General features: G+C 73.5%; 15 protein-coding genes. 8 read left to right on the top strand and 7 right to left on the bottom strand.

The window, feature by feature from the left end:
• Positions 1 to 163 precede the first annotated feature (163 nt).
• From ACIG3E_RS04575 to ACIG3E_RS04560, 4 genes are all read right to left on the bottom strand, one after another.
• Entirely contained in the window at positions 164 to 2626 is a 2463-nt protein-coding gene (locus ACIG3E_RS04575; protein ID WP_399611170.1) for a glycosyltransferase, read from the bottom strand.
• Positions 2623 to 3360 (bottom strand): GntR family transcriptional regulator, encoded by a 738-nt coding sequence (locus ACIG3E_RS04570; protein WP_399611167.1) that lies wholly within the window; start codon positions 3358 to 3360, stop codon positions 2623 to 2625. Before ACIG3E_RS04570 ends, ACIG3E_RS04575 begins: the two co-directional genes overlap by 4 nt.
• 128 nt (positions 3361 to 3488) lie before the next feature.
• A complete protein-coding gene (locus tag ACIG3E_RS04565; protein ID WP_399611165.1) occupies positions 3489 to 4847 on the bottom strand; it encodes an aspartate aminotransferase family protein in 1359 nt (452 codons plus the stop codon).
• A 248-nt stretch (positions 4848 to 5095) separates the two neighbouring features.
• Entirely contained in the window at positions 5096 to 5893 is a 798-nt protein-coding gene (locus ACIG3E_RS04560) for an SLATT domain-containing protein (RefSeq protein ID WP_399611162.1), read from the bottom strand.
• A 268-nt stretch (positions 5894 to 6161) separates the two neighbouring features.
• Here ACIG3E_RS04560 and ACIG3E_RS04555 point away from each other — a divergent pair, with 268 nt between their 5' ends.
• The 7 genes from ACIG3E_RS04555 to ACIG3E_RS04525 all read left to right on the top strand — a co-directional run bounded on the left by ACIG3E_RS04555 (position 6162) and on the right by ACIG3E_RS04525 (position 12734).
• Complete coding sequence (locus tag ACIG3E_RS04555) at positions 6162 to 6503, top strand: YbaB/EbfC family nucleoid-associated protein (protein WP_144320114.1); 342 nt, start codon at positions 6162 to 6164, stop codon at positions 6501 to 6503.
• A 102-nt stretch (positions 6504 to 6605) separates the two neighbouring features.
• Positions 6606 to 7205 (top strand): recombination mediator RecR, encoded by a 600-nt coding sequence (gene recR, locus ACIG3E_RS04550; protein WP_030682774.1) that lies wholly within the window; start codon positions 6606 to 6608, stop codon positions 7203 to 7205.
• Positions 7198 to 7878, top strand: a complete 681-nt coding sequence (locus ACIG3E_RS04545; RefSeq protein WP_399611158.1) for a DUF5063 domain-containing protein — start codon at positions 7198 to 7200, stop codon at positions 7876 to 7878. The genes recR and ACIG3E_RS04545 overlap by 8 nt, the downstream gene beginning before the upstream one ends.
• A 248-nt stretch (positions 7879 to 8126) precedes the next feature.
• Entirely contained in the window at positions 8127 to 9398 is a 1272-nt protein-coding gene (locus tag ACIG3E_RS04540; RefSeq protein ID WP_030682780.1) for an aspartate kinase, read from the top strand.
• A complete protein-coding gene (locus ACIG3E_RS04535; protein ID WP_399611153.1) occupies positions 9395 to 10453 on the top strand; it encodes an aspartate-semialdehyde dehydrogenase in 1059 nt (352 codons plus the stop codon). The genes ACIG3E_RS04540 and ACIG3E_RS04535 overlap by 4 nt, the downstream gene beginning before the upstream one ends.
• 380 nt (positions 10454 to 10833) lie before the next feature.
• The gene (locus ACIG3E_RS04530; protein ID WP_078869075.1) at positions 10834 to 11487 is read left to right on the top strand and encodes a SigE family RNA polymerase sigma factor; all 654 of its coding nucleotides are present in this window, start codon (positions 10834 to 10836) and stop codon (positions 11485 to 11487) included.
• Positions 11484 to 12734, top strand: a complete 1251-nt coding sequence (locus ACIG3E_RS04525; protein WP_399611149.1) for a hypothetical protein — start codon at positions 11484 to 11486, stop codon at positions 12732 to 12734. Before ACIG3E_RS04530 ends, ACIG3E_RS04525 begins: the two co-directional genes overlap by 4 nt.
• A 26-nt stretch (positions 12735 to 12760) precedes the next feature.
• Here the strand turns inward: ACIG3E_RS04525 and ACIG3E_RS04520 are convergent, their stop codons facing one another.
• The gene (locus ACIG3E_RS04520; RefSeq protein ID WP_399611146.1) at positions 12761 to 13549 is read right to left on the bottom strand and encodes an SURF1 family protein; all 789 of its coding nucleotides are present in this window, start codon (positions 13547 to 13549) and stop codon (positions 12761 to 12763) included.
• A gap of 59 nt (positions 13550 to 13608) precedes the next feature.
• A complete protein-coding gene (locus ACIG3E_RS04515; RefSeq protein ID WP_399611144.1) occupies positions 13609 to 15390 on the bottom strand; it encodes a prolyl oligopeptidase family serine peptidase in 1782 nt (593 codons plus the stop codon).
• Between the two features lie 382 nt (positions 15391 to 15772).
• On the opposite strand from ACIG3E_RS04515, the gene ACIG3E_RS04510 reads away from it, so the two are divergent.
• On the top strand, positions 15773 to 16597 hold the full coding sequence (locus tag ACIG3E_RS04510) for a class I SAM-dependent methyltransferase (protein ID WP_399611142.1): 825 nt from the start codon (positions 15773 to 15775) through the stop codon (positions 16595 to 16597).
• Between the two features lie 3 nt (positions 16598 to 16600).
• Here the strand turns inward: ACIG3E_RS04510 and ACIG3E_RS04505 are convergent, their stop codons facing one another.
• Positions 16601 to 17443: a hypothetical protein gene (locus ACIG3E_RS04505; protein WP_399611139.1), complete on the bottom strand. Its 843-nt coding sequence runs from the start codon at positions 17441 to 17443 to the stop codon at positions 16601 to 16603.
• Between the last annotated feature and the right edge of the window lie 593 nt (positions 17444 to 18036).

Below are 18036 nucleotides of genomic sequence, written 5' to 3'. Positions count from 1 at the left end.
TCGGGTGGGGGGTCGGTCACGCGGTCGGGGCGGGCGGGGAAGAGGCGGAAGCGGGAGGGGCAGAAACGGGGGGCGGACAAGGTGGTGTGCGGGCGCTCGGGGGCGCGCGCGGGGGTCGGCTACCGTACGTGTTGTTCCCGCAGCGTAGTGGCAGCGGGGCCGCTCAGGCTCCCCCTTGCACGTCCCAGATCCACACCCCGTCTACCCACTTTCCGCGCTGTCCAAGAAGATCGTCGAGGGAGTCGCGCAGCGCCGCGTCGGCGGCCTGCGGGGCGAGCACGACGACGCCCGCGTTCCAGTACCGCAGGTCCTCGCGCACGGCCCGCCGCCAGGCGTCCGTGGCCCGCACGGCGCGGCCGGTGCCCCGGATGTCGCGCAGCAGGTTGGAGGTGTTGCGGGGCGGGGCGCCGTAGATGCCGACGCGGTCCGGGCCCCAGGGCCCGTTGAAGTACCCGCCGGGGAGCTTGAAGCCCAGGCCCGCGGTGGTCTGCCAGTGCAGCGCCTCCGCGTTGCCGGGGTCGGGCAGCGGCACCGGGACGAGTGTCTCGCCCGCCGCCGTGTCGACGTACCGCTTCCAGGTGCCGTCGGCGATGAACGCCGGGACCTCGATCCGGTCCACGGCCTTCAGGGGCAGCGGTACGAGGGGCAGCAGGGCGGCGGCGACCGCGCCGAGGCCCGCGTACCGCAGGACGGCGGCCCGGGTGCGGCCCGGCGTCGAGGCCCACGCCGGGGCCCGCCGGGTCCGCTCGACGAGCGCCTCGATCGCGAGCGCGACGAGCATGCCGAGCGCCGGAGCGCACACCATCGCGACGCGCCCCTCGATGACCGACTCGAACAGCGGCCGGTCGGAGAGCAGGGCCCACGGCCCCGGCAGGACCACGTCCGTCAGCGGAATGCGGAACTTCGGGCCCAGGGACAGGAACGCCGCCGCGACCGCCGTGAACGCGAGGGCCTGCACCGCGGGGCGCCGCCACAGCCACACCACGATCGCGAGGGCGAGGACGACCAGCGGCCAGCCGTAGAAGGCGTTCTGCTCGGTCGGGTTCATCGAGAGCGAGGCGGCGGTGCCCGCGTCGCCCGCGAGGGAGCGTTCGGCGAAGGAGAGCAGGGCGAGCGGGCTGTTGCCCGCGTCGTCGCCGTGCAGCACGCTCTTGTAGCTCTGCGGCCCGAAGAACTGCCACCACAGCGGGAAGGCGACCAGCGGCAGACAGACGCCGACGCCGATCGCAAGCCCCCGCGCGAGGGGGCGCCAGGCGGCGCGCGCGACATCGCGGCGCACCACCGCGTAGGCGACGGTGAAGAGCACCATCCCCATCGCCGCGAGCAGCAGCGGCTCCTCGCCGAGGAAGATCTGGTACGTCGTGAACAGGCCGAGGACCACGCCGTCCCGTACGACATGACGGCCCGTGCACAGGCGCAGCGCCCGGTCGATGATCAGCGGGATCATGAACAGGACGATGAAGTTCGGGTGCGCGTGCGCGTGGCTGACCATCGGCGGCGCGAAGGCGGCGAGCGCCGCGCCCACCGCGGCGGCTCCCCGGTGCCGTACGAGACGGCGGCGGAGCAGCCAGTACCAGGCGGTCGCGGTGGCGGCGAGGCCCAGGGTCATCGCCACGTTCAGGCTGACGGCCGGGCCGAACACCCAGGTCACGGGGGCCAGCGGCACGGACAGGCCGAGCATGACCGTGTTGGCCATGAGGTTCACGCCGTCCGGGACGTTCTGGAAGGTCGTGAACAGGGGGTTGTCGAGGTGTCTGACGTTGTGGGCGGTGACCTCGAAGAACCACTCCCACTGGTTCTGGTCCTGGAGGGCGTGCGGCAGGTACCGGGTGTCCGGGGAGATCCAGCGCCGCGCGTACAGGGCGGTCGACGCGATCAGGAACAGGGCGGCGACCAACAGGTCGGCGGGGCGCAGCGCGCGGGCGCGCAGCGCGGTCAGCTCGGCCAGGACGCGGACGTAGTCCGTGGGCCGCACCTTGGAGCCCTCCTGGTGCGACCACTGCACCGGCACCTCGGCGACCGGCCAGCCGCGGGTGCGGAAGTGGTGCAGGATCTCGACGTCGATGCCCCAGCCGCGCAGCCGGGCCGAGGCGAAGGCCGCGCGGGCCCGGTCGCCGTCGAACAGCTTGAACCCGCACTGGGTGTCGCGGATCCCGGGGACGGCGACCGTGCGTATCAGGAGGTTCCCGCCCCGGCCGAGCAGCTCGCGCAGCCGGTGCTGGTGCACGCCGATCGTCGCGCCGGGGCGGGCCCGGGAGCCGACCGCCGCCGCGTTGCCCTCGGCCAGCGCCTTCTCCAGGGCCTCCAGCTCCTCGATGGGCGCGGCCAGGTCGGCGTCCGTGACCAGGACGCGGCGGCCGTAGGAGGCGAGGACGCCCTGGCGCAGGGCGTGGCCCTTGCCGCGGTTGCTCTCGCCGCGGATCAGCTGGACACGGGGGTCGGCCGCGGCGGCCGCGGCGGCGATCTCCGCCGTGCGGTCCGTGGAGCCGTCGTCGACGACGATCAGCTCCCACGCCGGGGGCTGCGGGGCCGCGTCCAGGTAGGCGCGGACGGCCTCCAGGGTGGGGGCGAGGCGGCGTTCCTCGTTGAAGGCGGGGATGACGACGCTGAGGTCCACGGCGGTCATTCGGACGCCCGCTCGTCGTCCCCGGCGGCCGGTCCCCCGCCCGTGGCGGCCAGCGTCTCGATCAGTTTCAGGGAGTGCGCGTTGTACTCGACGACGATCGCGTGCGCGGCGAGCGGGTCGCGGCGCGACACGGCGTCCACGAGCTCCGTGTGCCGCGACCACAGGCGGCCGCGCAGATCGCCGCCGCGCTCCGCCTCGCGGCGCAGGTGCGGGACCGCGCACACCCAGGACTTGACGCGCAGGCGGTGCAGGAAGTCGGCGAGGTAGGCGTTGCCGAAGAGGGCGCTCAGCTCGCGCCAGAAGCGCAGGTCGTAGCCGATGAGGACGGTGAGGTCGCCCGCGGCGGCCGCGCGGGCGGCCTCCTCGCCGCGGCGGCGCACCGACACGAACCCGGCCGGTGGGACGGTGCGGCGCTCCGCCGTCACGGCGAGGTCGCGGAAGATGCCGTCCGCGACGAGGCCGCGGGCCTCGATCATGCCGCGGTAGTCGGCGAGCGTGTGCTCGTGCACGCGGAAGCCGCGGTGCTGCACGGAGTCGAGGAGGCCCTGCGCGGAGAGGTTCACGAGCGCCTCGCGGACCGGGGTCGCGGAGACGCCGTACTGCTCGGCTATCTCCTTCACCGTGAACTCCTGCCCCGGTATGAGGCGGCCCGCGAGGATCTCGTCGCGCAGGGCGTCGGCGATCTGCTGGCGCAGGGTGCTGCGGATGACGGCGGGGCCGTCGGCTCCGGGCATGGTGGGTGGCCTCCCCCTGCGAGGTCTGGTGCGGCTGCGCTCGACGACGTGGCGGGCGTCGTCGCTTACGAGCACGTCAGACTACGCGGTCGGGGTTCCGCCTCCTGAGCCACGCCCGGCGACGGGGCTCAGGCCACGTGGGTGTCGGCGACGTCCAGGGCCCGGTCGAGGGCGGCGAGGCCGTCCTTCGCCTCGGCGTCCGTGATGGTGCACGGCGGCACCACGTGCGTCCGGTTCATGTTCACGAAGGGCCACAGGCCGTTCGCCTTCGCGGCGGCGGCGAACGCGGCCATGGGGGCGTTGGCCTCGCCGCTCGCGTTGTAGGGGACCAGGGGCTCCCGGGTCTCCCGGTCCCGGACGAGCTCCAGGGCCCAGAACATGCCGACGCCCCGCACCTCGCCCACGCTCGGGTGCCGCTCGGCCAGGTCGCGCAGGCCGGGGCCGATGACGTCGGCGCCGACGCGCGCCGCGTTCTCGACGACACCGTCGTCCGCCATGACGTTCAGCGTCGCGACGGCGGCCGCGCAGGCCAGCGGGTGGCCGGAGTAGGTGAGCCCGCCGGGGTAGGGCCTGCGGGCGAACGTCTCGGCGATCGCCGACGAGATCGCCACGCCGCCCAGCGGCACGTATCCGGAGTTCACGCCCTTGGCGAAGGTCAGCAGGTCCGGTACGACGCCGTCGTGGTGGTCCACGGCGAACCACGCGCCGGTGCGGCCGAAGCCCGCCATGACCTCGTCCAGGATCAGGACGATGCCGTGCCGGTCGCACAGCTCGCGCACGCCCGCGAGGTAGCCGGGCGGCGGGGGCATGATCCCGGCGGTGCCCGGGATCGTCTCCAGGATGATCGCCGCGATGGTCCCGGGCCCCTCGAAGGCGATGGTGTCCTCCAGGTGCGTCAGGGCCCGCTCGCACTCCTGGGTCTCGGTCTCGGCGTAGAACGGGGACCGGTAGAGGAACGGCGCCCAGAAGTGCACGACGCCCGCCGACGCGGTGTCGGACGGCCAGCGGCGCGGGTCACCGGTGAGGTTGATCGCGGCGGCGGTGGCCCCGTGGTACGAGCGGTACGCGGAGAGCACCTTGGGGCGGCCGGTGTGCAGCCGGGCCATGCGGGTGGCGTTCTCCACGGCCTCGGCCCCGCCGTTGGTGAAGAAGATCTTGTCCAGGTCGCCCGGGGTGCGCTCGGCGATGAGCCGGGCCGCCTCCGAGCGGGCCTCGATCGCGAACGCCGGGGCGAACGTGGCGAGCTTCCCCGCCTGCTCCTGGATCGCGGCGACGACCTTGGGGTGCTGGTAGCCGATGTTCGTGTAGACGAGGCCGCTGGTGAAGTCGAGGTAGCGGTTGCCCTCGTAGTCCCAGAAGTACGAGCCGTCCGCGCCGGCCACCGCGAGCGGGGTGATCAGTTCCTGGGCCGACCAGGAGTGGAAGACGTGCGCGCGGTCGGTTGCGGCGACCGCTGCGCCGAGCTGGGGGTTGGGCTGAGGGGTCATGGGGGCGAGGGTAGGTGTCCGGGACGCGGCCCCGACATGGGCGCGGTGTCTGGCGACCGCCGCGTAACGCGACAACCTGTCGCGCCGCCGCCCCCCGCCGCTACCGCGGCGGATCCCTCCCACCCGCCCACCCATCACACCTGGCTTCGCCCGCCCGGCCAGCACGGCCCAGCACCCAGGCGCCGCCCAGCCGTGCAACCGAGCCCCAGCAGGCGGAGCCCCAGCCGTACAGCCGAGGCGCCCCCGCCTCAGCGCGGCTCCGGCGGCCGCTGCCGCGGCATGTTCGGCCGGGCCCCCGGCGGCAGCGGGAAGCGGCCCGAGGCCCCGCCGGGCTCGCGGGCGGGTGCGGGGACGGCCCCGCCCGCGCCGGTCTGCATGGCGAGCGGCGCGGCCCCGGCCCGGAACTCCACCATCCAGTCCACGGTCTCGGCCCGCACCAGCTCGGTCACGTCGTCGGCGAACCTCCGCAGCACCCCCAGGCACCGCTCCGCCGCCTCGCTCGCGGTCCCCTCCGTCGGCCCGAGCACCTCCCGCACGCTCTCCGACGCCCAGTCGAACTGGAGCACCTGCAACCGCCGCTGCACGGCCTGCGCGGTGGCGACGTCCCGCATCCACCCGGACGTGAACCCGAAGTACCGGTCGCACCCCACGCACGCGACCCCCACGAGCAGCGAGACGAACCCCCACGTGGCCACGGACCCCGCCGCCCCGACGAGGTCGAGCAGCGGCAGCACCCCGGCCCCGAGCGCCCCGAGCGCGGCGCCGCCGCGGAGGATCCGGGCCCCGCGCCGCTTGCGGACGCGGTCGCGCAGATACCATCCGGCGGTGTCGAGCGCACCCCGCTCCACCCACCGGTAGAGCTCGTCGAGCCGTGCCGCGGGCTCGCCCCAGTCGCCGGTGGGGAACTCCCGGCCGCCCGGGGCACCCCCGAGCCCGCCACCCGCGCCGCCCGGCGCCCCCGCCCCTGCCTCGTGCCCATGGGGCACCCCCTCAGGCTGCATCTCCGGCTGGTGGTGGCTCACCCGGCACTCCCTCGGCTTCCGCATAAGTTCCGCATAAGTGACGCAACGTAATGGACGGTGCCTCTGCGCGAGCACAAGTCCTACCGCCCAATGGGTGGCTATGCGGCCGTTTTCACGGCTTTTCCTCCTGGAAGGGGTGCTTGATCAGGTATAGGAGCACCGTCGATCTCACCCGAAAGAGTGCCGCCGGGAGTGCCGGGGCGCTCGCCTCCGTCACCACGTAGGCTCATGCCAGGCGTCAACCCGCCCGACAAGCACGTCGTACGCACTCGACCGACACCAGGAGCTGATCGTGATCCCCGGTGGTGGACAGCCCAACATGCAGCAGCTGCTCCAGCAGGCCCAGAAGATGCAGCAGGACCTCGCGAAGGCACAGGAGGAGCTGGCGCGCACGGAGGTCGAGGGCCAGGCGGGCGGTGGCCTCGTCAAGGCCACGGTCACCGGTTCCGGTGAGCTGCGCGCCCTCGTGATCGACCCGAAGGCGGTCGACCCGGAGGACACCGAGACCCTCGCGGACCTGGTCGTGGCCGCCGTACACGCGGCGAACGAGAACGCGCAGGCGCTACAGCAGCAGAAGCTCGGCCCGCTCGCGCAGGGCCTGGGCGGCGGCGGCATCCCCGGCCTGCCGTTCTAATCGCCGTTACCTTCAAAGTCGCCCGGCGGCCAACTACGGTACGTATCACAGCCCCCTGACCCCCGAACACTGGCCCGGAAAACCCGCAGGAAAGGCAGTCCGTTGTACGAAGGCGTGGTCCAGGACCTCATCGACGAACTGGGCAGGCTGCCCGGCGTCGGTCCCAAGAGCGCGCAGCGGATCGCCTTCCACATCCTCCAGGCGGAGCCGACGGACGTCCGGCGCCTCGCGCACGCGCTCCTGGAGGTGAAGGAGAAGGTCCGCTTCTGCGCGACCTGCGGGAACGTGGCGCAGGAGGAGCTCTGCAACATCTGCCGTGACGCCCGCAGGGACCCCTCGGTCATCTGTGTGGTCGAGGAGCCCAAGGACGTCGTGGCGATCGAGCGGACCCGCGAGTTCCGGGGTCGGTACCACGTGCTCGGCGGCGCCATCAGCCCCATCGAGGGCGTGGGCCCCGACGACCTGCGCATACGGGAACTCCTCGCGCGCCTCGCCGACGGCACGGTCACCGAGCTGATCCTGGCGACGGACCCGAACCTGGAGGGCGAGGCCACGGCGACGTACCTCGCGCGCATGATCAAGCCGATGGGCCTGAAGGTCACCCGCCTGGCCAGCGGACTCCCTGTCGGGGGAGATCTGGAATACGCGGACGAGGTCACCCTGGGCCGCGCTTTCGAGGGGAGACGACTCCTAGATGTCTAAGTCACCTGAGCCGCAGCCGAAGACGCTGGTGCACGCCGCGTCCCAGGACCCGGACGACTTCGCGGTGCAGATCTCCGACCAGATCGAGAGCTTCATCGTCGCGGTCACGGAGGTCGCCCGGGGCGACGAGCCGGACTCGGCCGTCCCCTTCCTCCTCCTGGAGGTCTCCCAGCTGCTCCTGGCCGGGGGCCGCCTCGGCGCGCACGAGGACATCGTCCCCGACGAGCGCTACGAGCCGGACCTGGGCCCGGAGGGCGACGTGGACGAGCTGCGCGAGCGCCTGGCCGCCCTGCTCGACCCCATCGACGTCTACTCCGAGGTCTTCGACCCCTACGAGCCGCGCAAGGCCCCGGTCGCCTGCCGCATCTCCGACGACCTGGCCGACGTCGTCACGGACCTCCGCCACGGCCTGGCCCACTACCGCGAGGGCCGCACCACGGAGGCCCTGTGGTGGTGGCAGTTCTCCTACTTCTCCAACTGGGGCTCCACGGCCTCCGCGTCCCTGCGCGCCCTCCAGTCCCTGGTCGCCCACGTCCGGCTGAACCAGCCCCTGGAGGACCTCAACGGCCTCGACACCGACCAGGACCTCACGGACGAGACCCTGGAAGAGGCCGCGGGCAAGGTCATGGCCGAAGAAATCGCAGGCCCCCTGGGCCTGCGCCCCGTCCAGTAGCCCCTTTCCCGGCCCGCTCTCCCTCAGGGCCCCCGCGCGCCCCTGTGACCCACCCCACTTTGCGGAGTGCGCCGCTCCGTAGCGGGCAGTGGAGCTGTCGGAGCGGCCGGAGGACAGGGAGCCGTCGGGTGATCAAGGCGTGAGCGGGACATCTCACGATCTGATACCCCCGGGGCGGAATTCGGCCGCTCGTTAGACTGAGCCGACCGCCGTGGGCGGGAAGAGACGTAACGGAGCGAGGAGCGCACGTGGGCCTTGTCGTGCAGAAGTACGGAGGCTCCTCCGTAGCCGATGCCGAGGGCATCAAGCGGGTCGCCAAGCGCATCGTCGACGCCAAGAAGAACGGCCACCAGGTGGTCGTCGTGGTGTCGGCGATGGGTGACACGACGGATGAGTTGATCGATCTTGCCGGGCAGGTGTCACCGATCCCTGCCGGGCGCGAATTCGACATGCTGCTGACCGCCGGAGAGCGGATCTCCATGGCCCTGCTGGCCATGGCGATCAAGAACCTGGGCCACGAGGCCCAGTCGTTCACGGGCAGCCAGGCCGGTGTCATCACCGACTCGGTCCACAACAAAGCCCGGATCATCGATGTGACGCCGGGCCGCATCCGGACCGCGCTCGACGAGGGCAACATCGCCATCGTCGCCGGTTTCCAGGGCGTCAGCCAGGACAAGAAGGACATCACGACCCTGGGTCGTGGCGGGTCCGACACCACCGCCGTCGCCCTCGCCGCCGCGCTCGACGCGGAGGTGTGCGAGATCTACACGGACGTGGACGGCGTCTTCACCGCCGACCCGCGCGTCGTGAAGAAGGCCCGGAAGATCGACTGGATCAGCTTCGGGGACATGCTGGAGCTGGCCAGCTCCGGGTCCAAGGTGCTGCTCCACCGCTGTGTGGAGTACGCGCGCCGTTACAACATCCCGATCCACGTGCGGTCCTCCTTCAGTGGGCTGCAAGGCACGTGGGTCAGCAACGAACCGCAAGGGGACCGCAAGGTGGAGCAGGCGATCATCTCTGGTGTCGCGCACGACACGTCCGAGGCCAAGATCACGGTCGTCGGCGTGCCGGACAAGCCGGGCGAGGCCGCCGCGATCTTCCGCGCCGTCGCCGACGCCGAGATCAACCTCGACATGATCGTCCAGAACGTGTCGGCCGCCGCGACGGGCCTCACCGACATCTCCTTCACGCTGCCCAAGGCCGAGGGCCGCAAGGCCATCGACGCCCTGGAGAAGACGAAGGCGGGCGTCGGCTTCGACTCGCTGCGCTACGACGACCAGATCGCGAAGATCTCCCTGGTCGGCGCGGGCATGAAGACGAACCCCGGCGTCACCGCCACGTTCTTCGAGGCGCTGACGGACGCGGGCGTGAACATCGAGCTGATCTCCACCTCCGAGATCCGCATCTCCGTGGTCACCCGCGCCGAGGACGTCAACGAGGCCGTGCGCGCCGTGCACACCGCCTTCGGCCTCGACTCCGACTCGGACGAGGCCGTGGTCTATGGAGGCACCGGGCGATGAACCGCAAGCCGACGCTCGCGGTCGTCGGGGCGACCGGGGCCGTCGGCGCGGTGATGCTCCAGATCCTGTCGCAGCACGCCGACATCTGGGGCGAGATCAGACTCGTCGCCTCCCCGCGCTCGGCCGGTCGCAAGCTGGCCGTGCGCGGGGAGGAGGTCGAGGTCCTCGCGCTGAGCGAGGACGTCTTCGAGGGCGTCGACGTCGCCATGTTCGACGTGCCCGACGAGGTGGCGGCCCAGTGGGCGCCCATCGCCGCCTCGCGAGGTGTCGTCGTGGTCGACAACTCCGCCGCCTTCCGCCTCGACCCGGACGTCCCGCTGGTCGTTCCGGAGGTCAATCCGCACGCCGCGCGCGTGCGGCCGCGCGGCATCATCGCCAACCCGAACTGCACCACCCTCTCGATGATCGTGGCGCTCGGCGCCCTGCACGCCGAGTTCGGCCTGCGGGAGCTCGTGGTCTCGTCGTACCAGGCCGTCAGCGGGGCCGGGCGGGACGGCGTCGACACGCTGCGGCGCCAGCTCAGGCTCGTCGCGGACAGCGACCTCGGCACCGGGCCCGGCGACCTGCGCCGCGCCGTCGGGGACGACACCGGGCCCTTCCCGGAGCCCGTCGCGCTGAACGTGGTGCCCTGGGTCGGTTCCGTACGCGACGACGGCTGGTCGTCGGAGGAGATGAAGGTCCGGGACGAGTCCCGGAAGATCCTCGGCCTGCCGGACCTGAAGGTCGCGGTGACGTGCGTACGGGTGCCGGTCGTCACGACGCACTCGCTGACGGTCCACGCGCGCTTCGAGGGCGAGGTGACCGTCGCGCGGGCCCGCGAGATCCTCGCCACCGCGCCCGGGGTCGTCCTGTTCGACGACCCGGCCGCCGGTGAGTTCCCGACGCCCGCCGACGCCGTCGGCACCGACCCCACGTGGGTCGGCCGCCTGCGCCGCGCCCTGGACGACCCGGCCGCGCTCGAACTCTTCGTGTGCGGGGACAACTTGCGCAAGGGCGCCGCCCTGAACACGGCGCAGATCGCGGAGTTGGTGGCGGGGGAACTCCCGGGCGGCTGACCCGCCTTACCCCGGAGGCGGTCCGCCGGGGCAGACCGGGCTGCCCGAAAGGCCTCCCGAAGCGGAGCACTCTGTAGGACCTGTGTAAGTTCTGTGTCCTATCTCTGGTCCAGACCGCTTGAACTGGGGCGTCCGCGCGTTCGAAGATTCGCCTTCCGGTCCCTGCAACCGACCGGGCGGCGCAGGCGTCTTCGCCGTCGCCCTCCGGAGGGCGGCCGGAACGCTGCGAAAAGCAATTGGGGCATAGGGGAAGAGCTGGTACGCATGGGGGCTTTTGACGCACCGTGGAGAGCGGTGCCTGTGAGGCACGTCGCGCGCGCGATGCCGAACGCCATGCCTGACGCGTACAACCCTGACGGGGGGAAGCGTGTCCAACAGGCGTGGCAGAGGTACTCGAATTCACCGCGAGCGGAGCGGCGGCACTGCGACCGTCCCGCCGTCCTCGCGTACCCGGCGGCATGCCGGTGATCGCCCCCATGCCCGTGACGCGGCCCGCCCGCATTCCGACGCAGCGCGAGGGCGATGAGGTGGCCGTGACCGCGGGCACCACCGTCGACCACCTCACCGAGACCTATCGCGCCCACTACCGGTCGCTGCTCGGGCTCGCCGCCCTGCTCCTCGACGACACCGCGTCCTGCGAGGACGTCGTGCAGGAGGCGTTCATCCGCGTCCACTCCGCGCGCAAGCGCGTCCGCGACCCCGAGAAGACCCTCGCGTACCTGCGCCAGACCGTGGTGAACCTCTCCCGGTCCGCGCTGCGCCGACGCATCCTCGGCCTGAAGCTCCTCACCAAGCCGATGCCCGACATGGCGAGCGCCGAGGAGGGCGCGTACGACCAGCTGGAGCGCGACGAGCTGATCAAGGCCATGCGCGGCCTGCAGCGCCGCCAGCGCGAGGTCCTCGTCCTGCGGTACTTCGCGGACATGACCGAGGCCCAGGTCGCCGAGACGCTCGGCATATCGCTCGGCTCGGTCAAGGCCTACGGCTCGCGCGGCATCGCCGCCCTGCGGGTCGCCATGGAGGCCCCGGCATGAGCGGAGCGGGCGACATGGGCAAGCACCACGAGCACGACGCTGGGAACGACACGGTGAAGCACGGGCCGGGCGACGGCGACCGCCCCGACCACGGACACGACGTACCGGACGTCACGGAGCAGCTGCGCGGCCTCGGGCGGCTGACCGCCCTCGACGGCGGCACCACACCGTTCGGCGGCCCAGGCGGCCCAGGCGGTCCCGACGGCCCAGGCGACCCCGACGCGCCCGGCGGCCTCGCCGACGACGAGCTGGCGCTGCGGCGGATGCTGCGCACCGCCGTCGAGGACATCGAGCCGGGCGACGCGGCCCTGGACCGGCTCCGGCACGCGGTGCCCGCGCGCCGGGCCCGCAAGCGGCAGGCCTTCGTCGGCGCGGCCGCCGTCGTCCTCTTCGCGGCCACCGCCGTGCCCGCGCTCGTGCACGTCACCCGCTCGTCGGGCGACTCCGACGCGCGGCCGTCCATCGCGGGTGCGGGCAGCAGCCAGCACAGCCAGGGCGGCAGCACCGAGGGCAAGGACCCCGACCGCCCCGGCAAGGAGACCGGCGGCGGCAAGAAGAAGGAAGAGAAGAAGGACGACAAGGACAAGGGCGGCAAGGGCAAGGAGAAGGGCAGCAAGGACAAGGGCGAGACGGGCCGGGGCGGCGCCACCGGGGGCACCGAGCCCGACGACCACGGCACCGACGCCGTGAGCTCGCCCGCCTGTGACGCCACCCAGCTCGGCGCCTCCGGATCCGTAGGGGCCGCCGACGCCGAGGGCAAGGTCTACGGCACCTTCCGCGTCGCCAACGTCTCCGGCAGCAGCTGCACCGTGGAGAACGCGGGCGCCGTGGCCGCCACCGCCCAGGGCGCGGCCAGCCCCTCCGCCGTCAACGTGGTCGACCACACCCCGGGCGACGGCACGGGCCTGCCCGACCCGGCCCAGGAGGCCAGCTCCCTCGTCCTCAAGCCCGGCGCCTCGTACGAGGTGCGCTTCGCCTGGGTGCCCTCGGCGCAGTGCCCGTCCGACGGCGGCGAGCCCACGCCGAACCCGTCCCCGTCCGAGGGCGGCGCGGGCGGCAGCGGCTCGGAGGGCGGCACCGGCGACAGCGGCGGCGTGACCCCCCAGCTGATCCGCGAGGACGGCACCAAGGACGGCAGCGTCGCGGTGTCCCTCACGGCGGAGCCGGGCGCCCCGTCGGCGGACGCGACGGTGCTGAACGCGTGCTCGGGCACGGTGTACAAGACCGGGGTGCTTCCGGCGCAGTAGCCCGCCGGGACGGCGCGGGCCCGGCCTCAGGTCGTGGACGGCTGCGGAGCCTCCGGCTCCTGTGCGAGGCCCAGCTCGGCGTCCCGCGCGAACTCCCGCTCGCGGCGGAAGAGCCGGAACCACATGAACACCACGAACCCCGCGAACACGAACCACTCGCCCGTGTAGCCCAGGTTCTGGAACGCCTTGAGGTTCAGGCCCGAGTCCTCCGGCGCGGCCGCCGGGACCGGCCGCAGGCCGTCGGTGCCCTTGTCGAGCGTGACCCAGGCGTCGTACACGTCGTCCGGGACGATGTTCACGAGCGACGCCGCGCTGATCATGCCGACCTGGCCCGTGGGCAGGCCGCCCGCCGTCCGGACTCCGTCCGAACTGGGGCTCTCCGAGGCCTGGAGCGCGCCGGTGACGGTGACCTCGCCCTTGGGCGGCGCGGGCGCCCGGCGCGCGTCGGCCTTGCCGGGCAGCCAGCCGCGCACGACCGGCAGCGACTTGCCGCCGTCGGTACGCAGCAGCGTGAGGACGTAGTACCCGCTGCGGCCGTCCAACGTCCGGTCCGGCACGAGGAGTTGCTTGCCGTACCGCCCGGTGGCCGTCGTCCGCTCGCCCGACGTCTCCCGGTCCACGGGCAGCAGCCCGGCCAGCGGCCGCGGCTTCGCGCTCGGGTCGACGGCCGCCTGCTTCTTGGCGTTCTCGTGGTCCTGTACGCGGTCCTCGAAGCGGCCGAGCTGCCAGGAGCCCATGAACAGGCACAGCGGGATGGCCAGCGCGACGAAGACGTTGATCCCCCACCAGCGGGGGGTCAGCAGGAACCGGTACACGCCCTCCACGGTACGGGGCGCCCCGGGGAAGGCTTCCCCCGGGGCGCCCCGCGCGGACCCTAGGGCAGGTGCCGGGCGGCGAAGTCCAGCTCCAGGGCGACCTGCTTGATGCGCTCGTCGACGACCAGGGAGCCGTGGCCCGCCTCGTAGCGGTACACCTCGTGGACCGCGGCGCGCTGGGCGAGGCGGTCCACGTAGTTCTCCACCTGGCGGATGGGGCAGCGGGGGTCGTTCACCCCCGCGGAGATGTAGACCGGGGCCTTGACCGCGTCCACGTACGTCAGCGGGGACGAGGCCTCGAAGCGCTCGGGCACCTCCTCCGGCGTGCCGCCGAACAGGGTGCGGTCCATCGCCTTCAGGGCCTCCATCTCGTCGTGGTACGCCGTCACGTAGTCCGCGACGGGGACCGCGGCGAGGCCGAGCGCCCAGGCGTCGGGCTCGGTGCCGAGGCCGAGGAGCGTGAGATAGCCGCCCCAGGAGCCGCCGGACAGGATCAGCCGGTCCGGGTCCGCGAGGCCGGAGGCCACGGCCCAGTCGCGCACCGCCGCGATGTCCTCCAGCTCGATGAGCCCGACGCGGTGCTTGAGGGCGTCGGTCCACGCCCGGCCGTACCCCGTGGAGCCGCGGTAGTTGACCCGCACCACCGCGTACCCGTGGTCGACCCAGGCGGCGGGGCCCGCCGCGAAGGCGTCGCTGTCGTGCCAGGTGGGGCCGCCGTGCACCTCGAAGACCGTGGGCAGCGGGCCCTCGGCTCCCGCGGGCCGCTGCACCAGGGCGTGGACGCGGCCGCCGGGGCCCTGAACCCAGGCGTCCTCCACCGGCACCGAGGCGGGTGCCTTCGCGCCGGGCGGGTCAAGGACGACCCGGCCGGAGGTGGAGCGCAGGACGGGCGGCTCGGCGGCCGACGACCACATGTACTCCACCGTGCCGTCCGGGCGGGCCGTCGCGCCGGACACCGAGCCGCGCGGGGTCTCCACGCGGGTCAGCTCGCGGGTGGCCAGGTCGAACCGCCACAGGTCGCCGCGGGCCTCGAAGTCGTGCGCGACGAGCAGCGCCGAGCCGTCGGGATACCACTCCGCCGACACGTCGCCCGGCAGGTCGAGGGCCAGGTCCGTCTCCTCGCCCGAGGCCACGTCCCACAGCATCGGCTCCCAGCGGCCCCGGCGCTGGTGGCCGACGAGCAGCCGGGTGTCCCCCGCCACCGGCGCGAAGCCCAGGGACTCCAGGCCGAGCTCGACCTCGCCGCCCTTGGTGTCGTCCAGGTCGGCGACCACCGAGCCGTCCAGGCGCAGGACGCGCAGCGCGGAGTGCATCGCGTCGCCGTGCTCCGTGTGCTCGATCACGATCAGGGAGCCGTCGTGCGAGAGGTCGCCGACGCCCGCGGACTCGCGGTGGCGGTAGATCTCGACGGGCTCGGCGCCCGGGGCCGCGTCCGGGCCGACGACGTGCACCGTCGAGCCGTCCTCGTCCGTGGAGCGGCCCACCACGACCGTGCGGCCGTCCCGGCCGAGGGCGAGCCCGGCCGGATACGACGGGGCGAGGCCGGGCACGGCGGCCTCGTCGGGGCCGCCGGTGAAGGGCTGACGGCGCCAGACGCCGAACTCGTCACCGTCCTTGTCGTCGAACCACCAGATCCACTGGCCGTCGGGGGAGAGCAGACCGTCCGTCGTGCCGTTCGCCCGGTCGGTGACCTGGCGCTGGGCGCCTGTCGCGCGGTCCCAGGCGTACAGCTCGTACGTGCCCGTCGCGTTCGACACGAACAGGGAGCGGTCCGGGGCGTCCTCCGCCCAGTCGGGCAGCGACACCCGCGCCGCCCGAAACCGCCTCTCCCAGTCAGGCACCCCACCCTTCCCGGCCCCGCTCCCGCCTACCGTGCCGCCCCCGGCTGCCGCCCCGCTTCCGGCTTCCGTGCCGCTTGCGCCTGCCGTGCCGCTTCCACCTGCTGTGCCGTCTTCGGCTGCCGTGCCGCTTCCACCTGCCGCGCTGCCCTTGGCTGCTGTGCCGCCCCCGGCCCCCGCGCTGCCCTCGGCTGCCGCTTCGCGCCCGGCTGCCGCGCGGCCCTCGGCTTCCGTGCCGCCCCCGGCCCCCGCGCCGCCCCCGGCCCCCGCGCCGCCCCCGGCCCCCGCGTCCACCTGTTCACCCGTCTCACTCATGGCCCCATAGTGCCTCGCTCTCCCCGGAATCCGCTGGCGAGGGTCCCCAGCCTGTGGATAACTTTCGCGCATGTACACACCGAACCCCGCCGACTGGCGCGAGTCCAACCGGCGGCGCTGGGACGAGCGTGTGCCGATCCACCTGGCCAGCGACTACTACGACCTCGCCGCCTTCCACGCGGGCAAGGACCCGCTGCGCGCCTTCGAACGGGCCGAGATCGGCGACGTCACCGGCCGCTCCCTGCTGCACCTCCAGTGCCACATCGGCCTCGACACCCTCTCCTGGGCGCGGCACGGGGCCGCCCGCGTCGTCGGCCTCGACTTCTCCGAACCCGCCGTGGAGGCCGCCCGCGGCCTCGCCGCCGAGCTCGGGTTCGCCCAGGACCGGGCCGCGTTCGTCGCCGCCGACGTGTACGACGCCGCCGAGGCCGTGCCGGACTCCGCGTACGACATCGTCTACACCGGCGTCGGCGCACTGTGCTGGCTCCCCGACATCCGGCGCTGGGCCGAGACCGCCGCCTCCCTCGTCGCGCCCGGGGGCTTCCTCTACCTCGCCGAGTTCCACCCCCTCACGGACGTCCTCGACGACGCGACCGGTACGCGGATCGAGCACGACTACTTCGCCCGCGACCCGTGGGTCGACGACGGGCCCGGCGGGTACGCCGACGGGGACGCCGTCACCGTCCACAACCGCAGCGTCGAGTGGCAGCACCCCGTCGGCGAGGTCGTCACGGCCCTCGCGCGGGCGGGCCTGCGCATCGACTTCCTGCACGAGCACGACGTGACCCTCTTCCGCAGGTTCGCCGCGCTCGAACCGCGCGACGGGCTCTACCGCTACCCGGCCACGAGCCCGCGCGCGCCCCTGATGTACTCCCTCAAGGCCAGCAGGACCTGACCCCTAGGCCGGGTGCAGCCAGGCCTCCCGCGGTGGCGTGCCGAACTCGCCGAGCTTCGTGCACGACCACGCCCGCAGCACCTCGTGCGCGGCGCCCTCGCCGGTCGCCGCGGTCGCCGCGGTCGCCGCGGCCGCCGCGAGCGTCGTGACGACCACGTCCGTGCCGTGCCGGGCCAGCAGCAGGTCCCGCATGCGCGTCGCCACCCGCCTGCGGCGGTACTCCGGCAGCACCATCAGCTCCACGAGCAGGAACAGGCGGCCTGCCGCGGCCGCGCCCGTCGCCGCGGGCGGCAGGACGTCGCGCAGCGTCGTGAAGTCCGGGGTGTCGGGGGTCGCGCGGTAGCCGTACACGCAGCCGACCAGGCCGCTGGCGGAGTCCGCCGCGACCATGTCGAAGTCCCGCTCCTGCACGTGCCGCTCGAACCGCGCCAGAAACCCCGCCCGCCCGAACCCCTCGCCCCCGTACGGTGCCTGCGCCTGACCTCCGCCCGCGTACGAGGCCTGCGTTCCGCCCGCGTGCGGTGCCTGCGGCCGCGCTCCGTATGGTGCCTGCGCGCTGTCCGCGTGCGGTGCCTGCGGCTGCCCTCCGTACGAGGCCTGCGTCTCGCCTCCGTACGAGGCCTGCGCCTCGCTACCGTACGAGGCCTGCGTCTCGCTACCGTACGGTGCTTGGCCTCGGCCTCCGTGCTGCCCCCGGCCTGCGTCCTGGGCCTGGCCCCGGTCCGGGGTCCGGGCCTGCTCTTGGTGCTCGGACTGTTCATGGCACGCCGTGTACACCGTCGCCACGGTCTCGCGCTGCTGCTCCGCCTGCCAACGTGACAGCCGCCGCAAGAACACCTCTGCCATCCGCGCCTCCCCCTACGCCTGGGTGAGCATGGTGACAGCACGAGCCGCCGCGCGGAACCAGCCCCGCCCGGGCTTCTCCCACCCACCCGCCCTCACCCGGGCCCACCGCCCCGCTGCCGCACCGGGATGCTTCCCACCCGCCGCCCGTTCCTGCCCCAGCGTCCCGGCCGGACCCCGACCTGGCGCCTCGTGGACCACCGTCCGCTCCTGCCCCGCTGCCTGGGGGGGCGGTCCCCGGCCTGTCGGCTACGGGCCGTCGCCACCCTGCCCCACCGCTACCGCGGCGGGATGCTCCCCACCCACCCGCCCGTTCCTGCCCCAGCGTCCCGGCCGGACCCCGACCTGGCGCCTCGTGGACCACCGTCCGCTCCTGCCCCGCTGCCTGGGGGGGCGGTCCCCGGCCTGTCGGCTACGGGCCGTCGCCGCCCTGCCCCACCGCTATCGCGGCGGGATGCTTCCCGCCCGCCCACCCGTTCCTGCCCCAGCGTCCCGGCCGAGCCCCGACCTGGCGCCTCGTGGACCACCGTCCGCTCCTGCCCCGCTGCCTGGGGGGGCGGTCCCCGGCCTGTCGGCTACGGGCCGTCGCCGCCCTG

Origin of the sequence: Streptomyces sp. NPDC053474 (genome assembly GCF_044544845.1) — a bacterium.
Classification (GTDB): Bacteria; Actinomycetota; Actinomycetes; order Streptomycetales; family Streptomycetaceae; genus Streptomyces.
The sequence above is the reverse complement of the archived record's forward strand: the minus strand, read 5'-3'. Positions and strand labels throughout refer to the sequence as shown.

What these genes read in the sequence shown, in the direction of transcription:
- ACIG3E_RS04575 (WP_399611170.1), bottom strand. Translation starts at nt 2,626, where the DNA reads ATGACCGCCGTGGACCTCAGCGTCGTCATCCCCGCCTTCAACGAGGAA.
- ACIG3E_RS04570 (WP_399611167.1), bottom strand. Translation starts at nt 3,360, where the DNA reads ATGCCCGGAGCCGACGGCCCCGCCGTCATCCGCAGCACCCTGCGCCAG.
- ACIG3E_RS04565 (WP_399611165.1), bottom strand. Translation starts at nt 4,847, where the DNA reads ATGACCCCTCAGCCCAACCCCCAGCTCGGCGCAGCGGTCGCCGCAACC.
- ACIG3E_RS04560 (WP_399611162.1), bottom strand. Translation starts at nt 5,893, where the DNA reads ATGCGGAAGCCGAGGGAGTGCCGGGTGAGCCACCACCAGCCGGAGATG.
- ACIG3E_RS04545 (WP_399611158.1), top strand. Translation starts at nt 7,198, where the DNA reads ATGTCTAAGTCACCTGAGCCGCAGCCGAAGACGCTGGTGCACGCCGCG.
- ACIG3E_RS04535 (WP_399611153.1), top strand. Translation starts at nt 9,395, where the DNA reads ATGAACCGCAAGCCGACGCTCGCGGTCGTCGGGGCGACCGGGGCCGTC.
- ACIG3E_RS04525 (WP_399611149.1), top strand. Translation starts at nt 11,484, where the DNA reads ATGAGCGGAGCGGGCGACATGGGCAAGCACCACGAGCACGACGCTGGG.
- ACIG3E_RS04510 (WP_399611142.1), top strand. Translation starts at nt 15,773, where the DNA reads ATGTACACACCGAACCCCGCCGACTGGCGCGAGTCCAACCGGCGGCGC.
- ACIG3E_RS04505 (WP_399611139.1), bottom strand. Translation starts at nt 17,443, where the DNA reads ATGGCAGAGGTGTTCTTGCGGCGGCTGTCACGTTGGCAGGCGGAGCAG.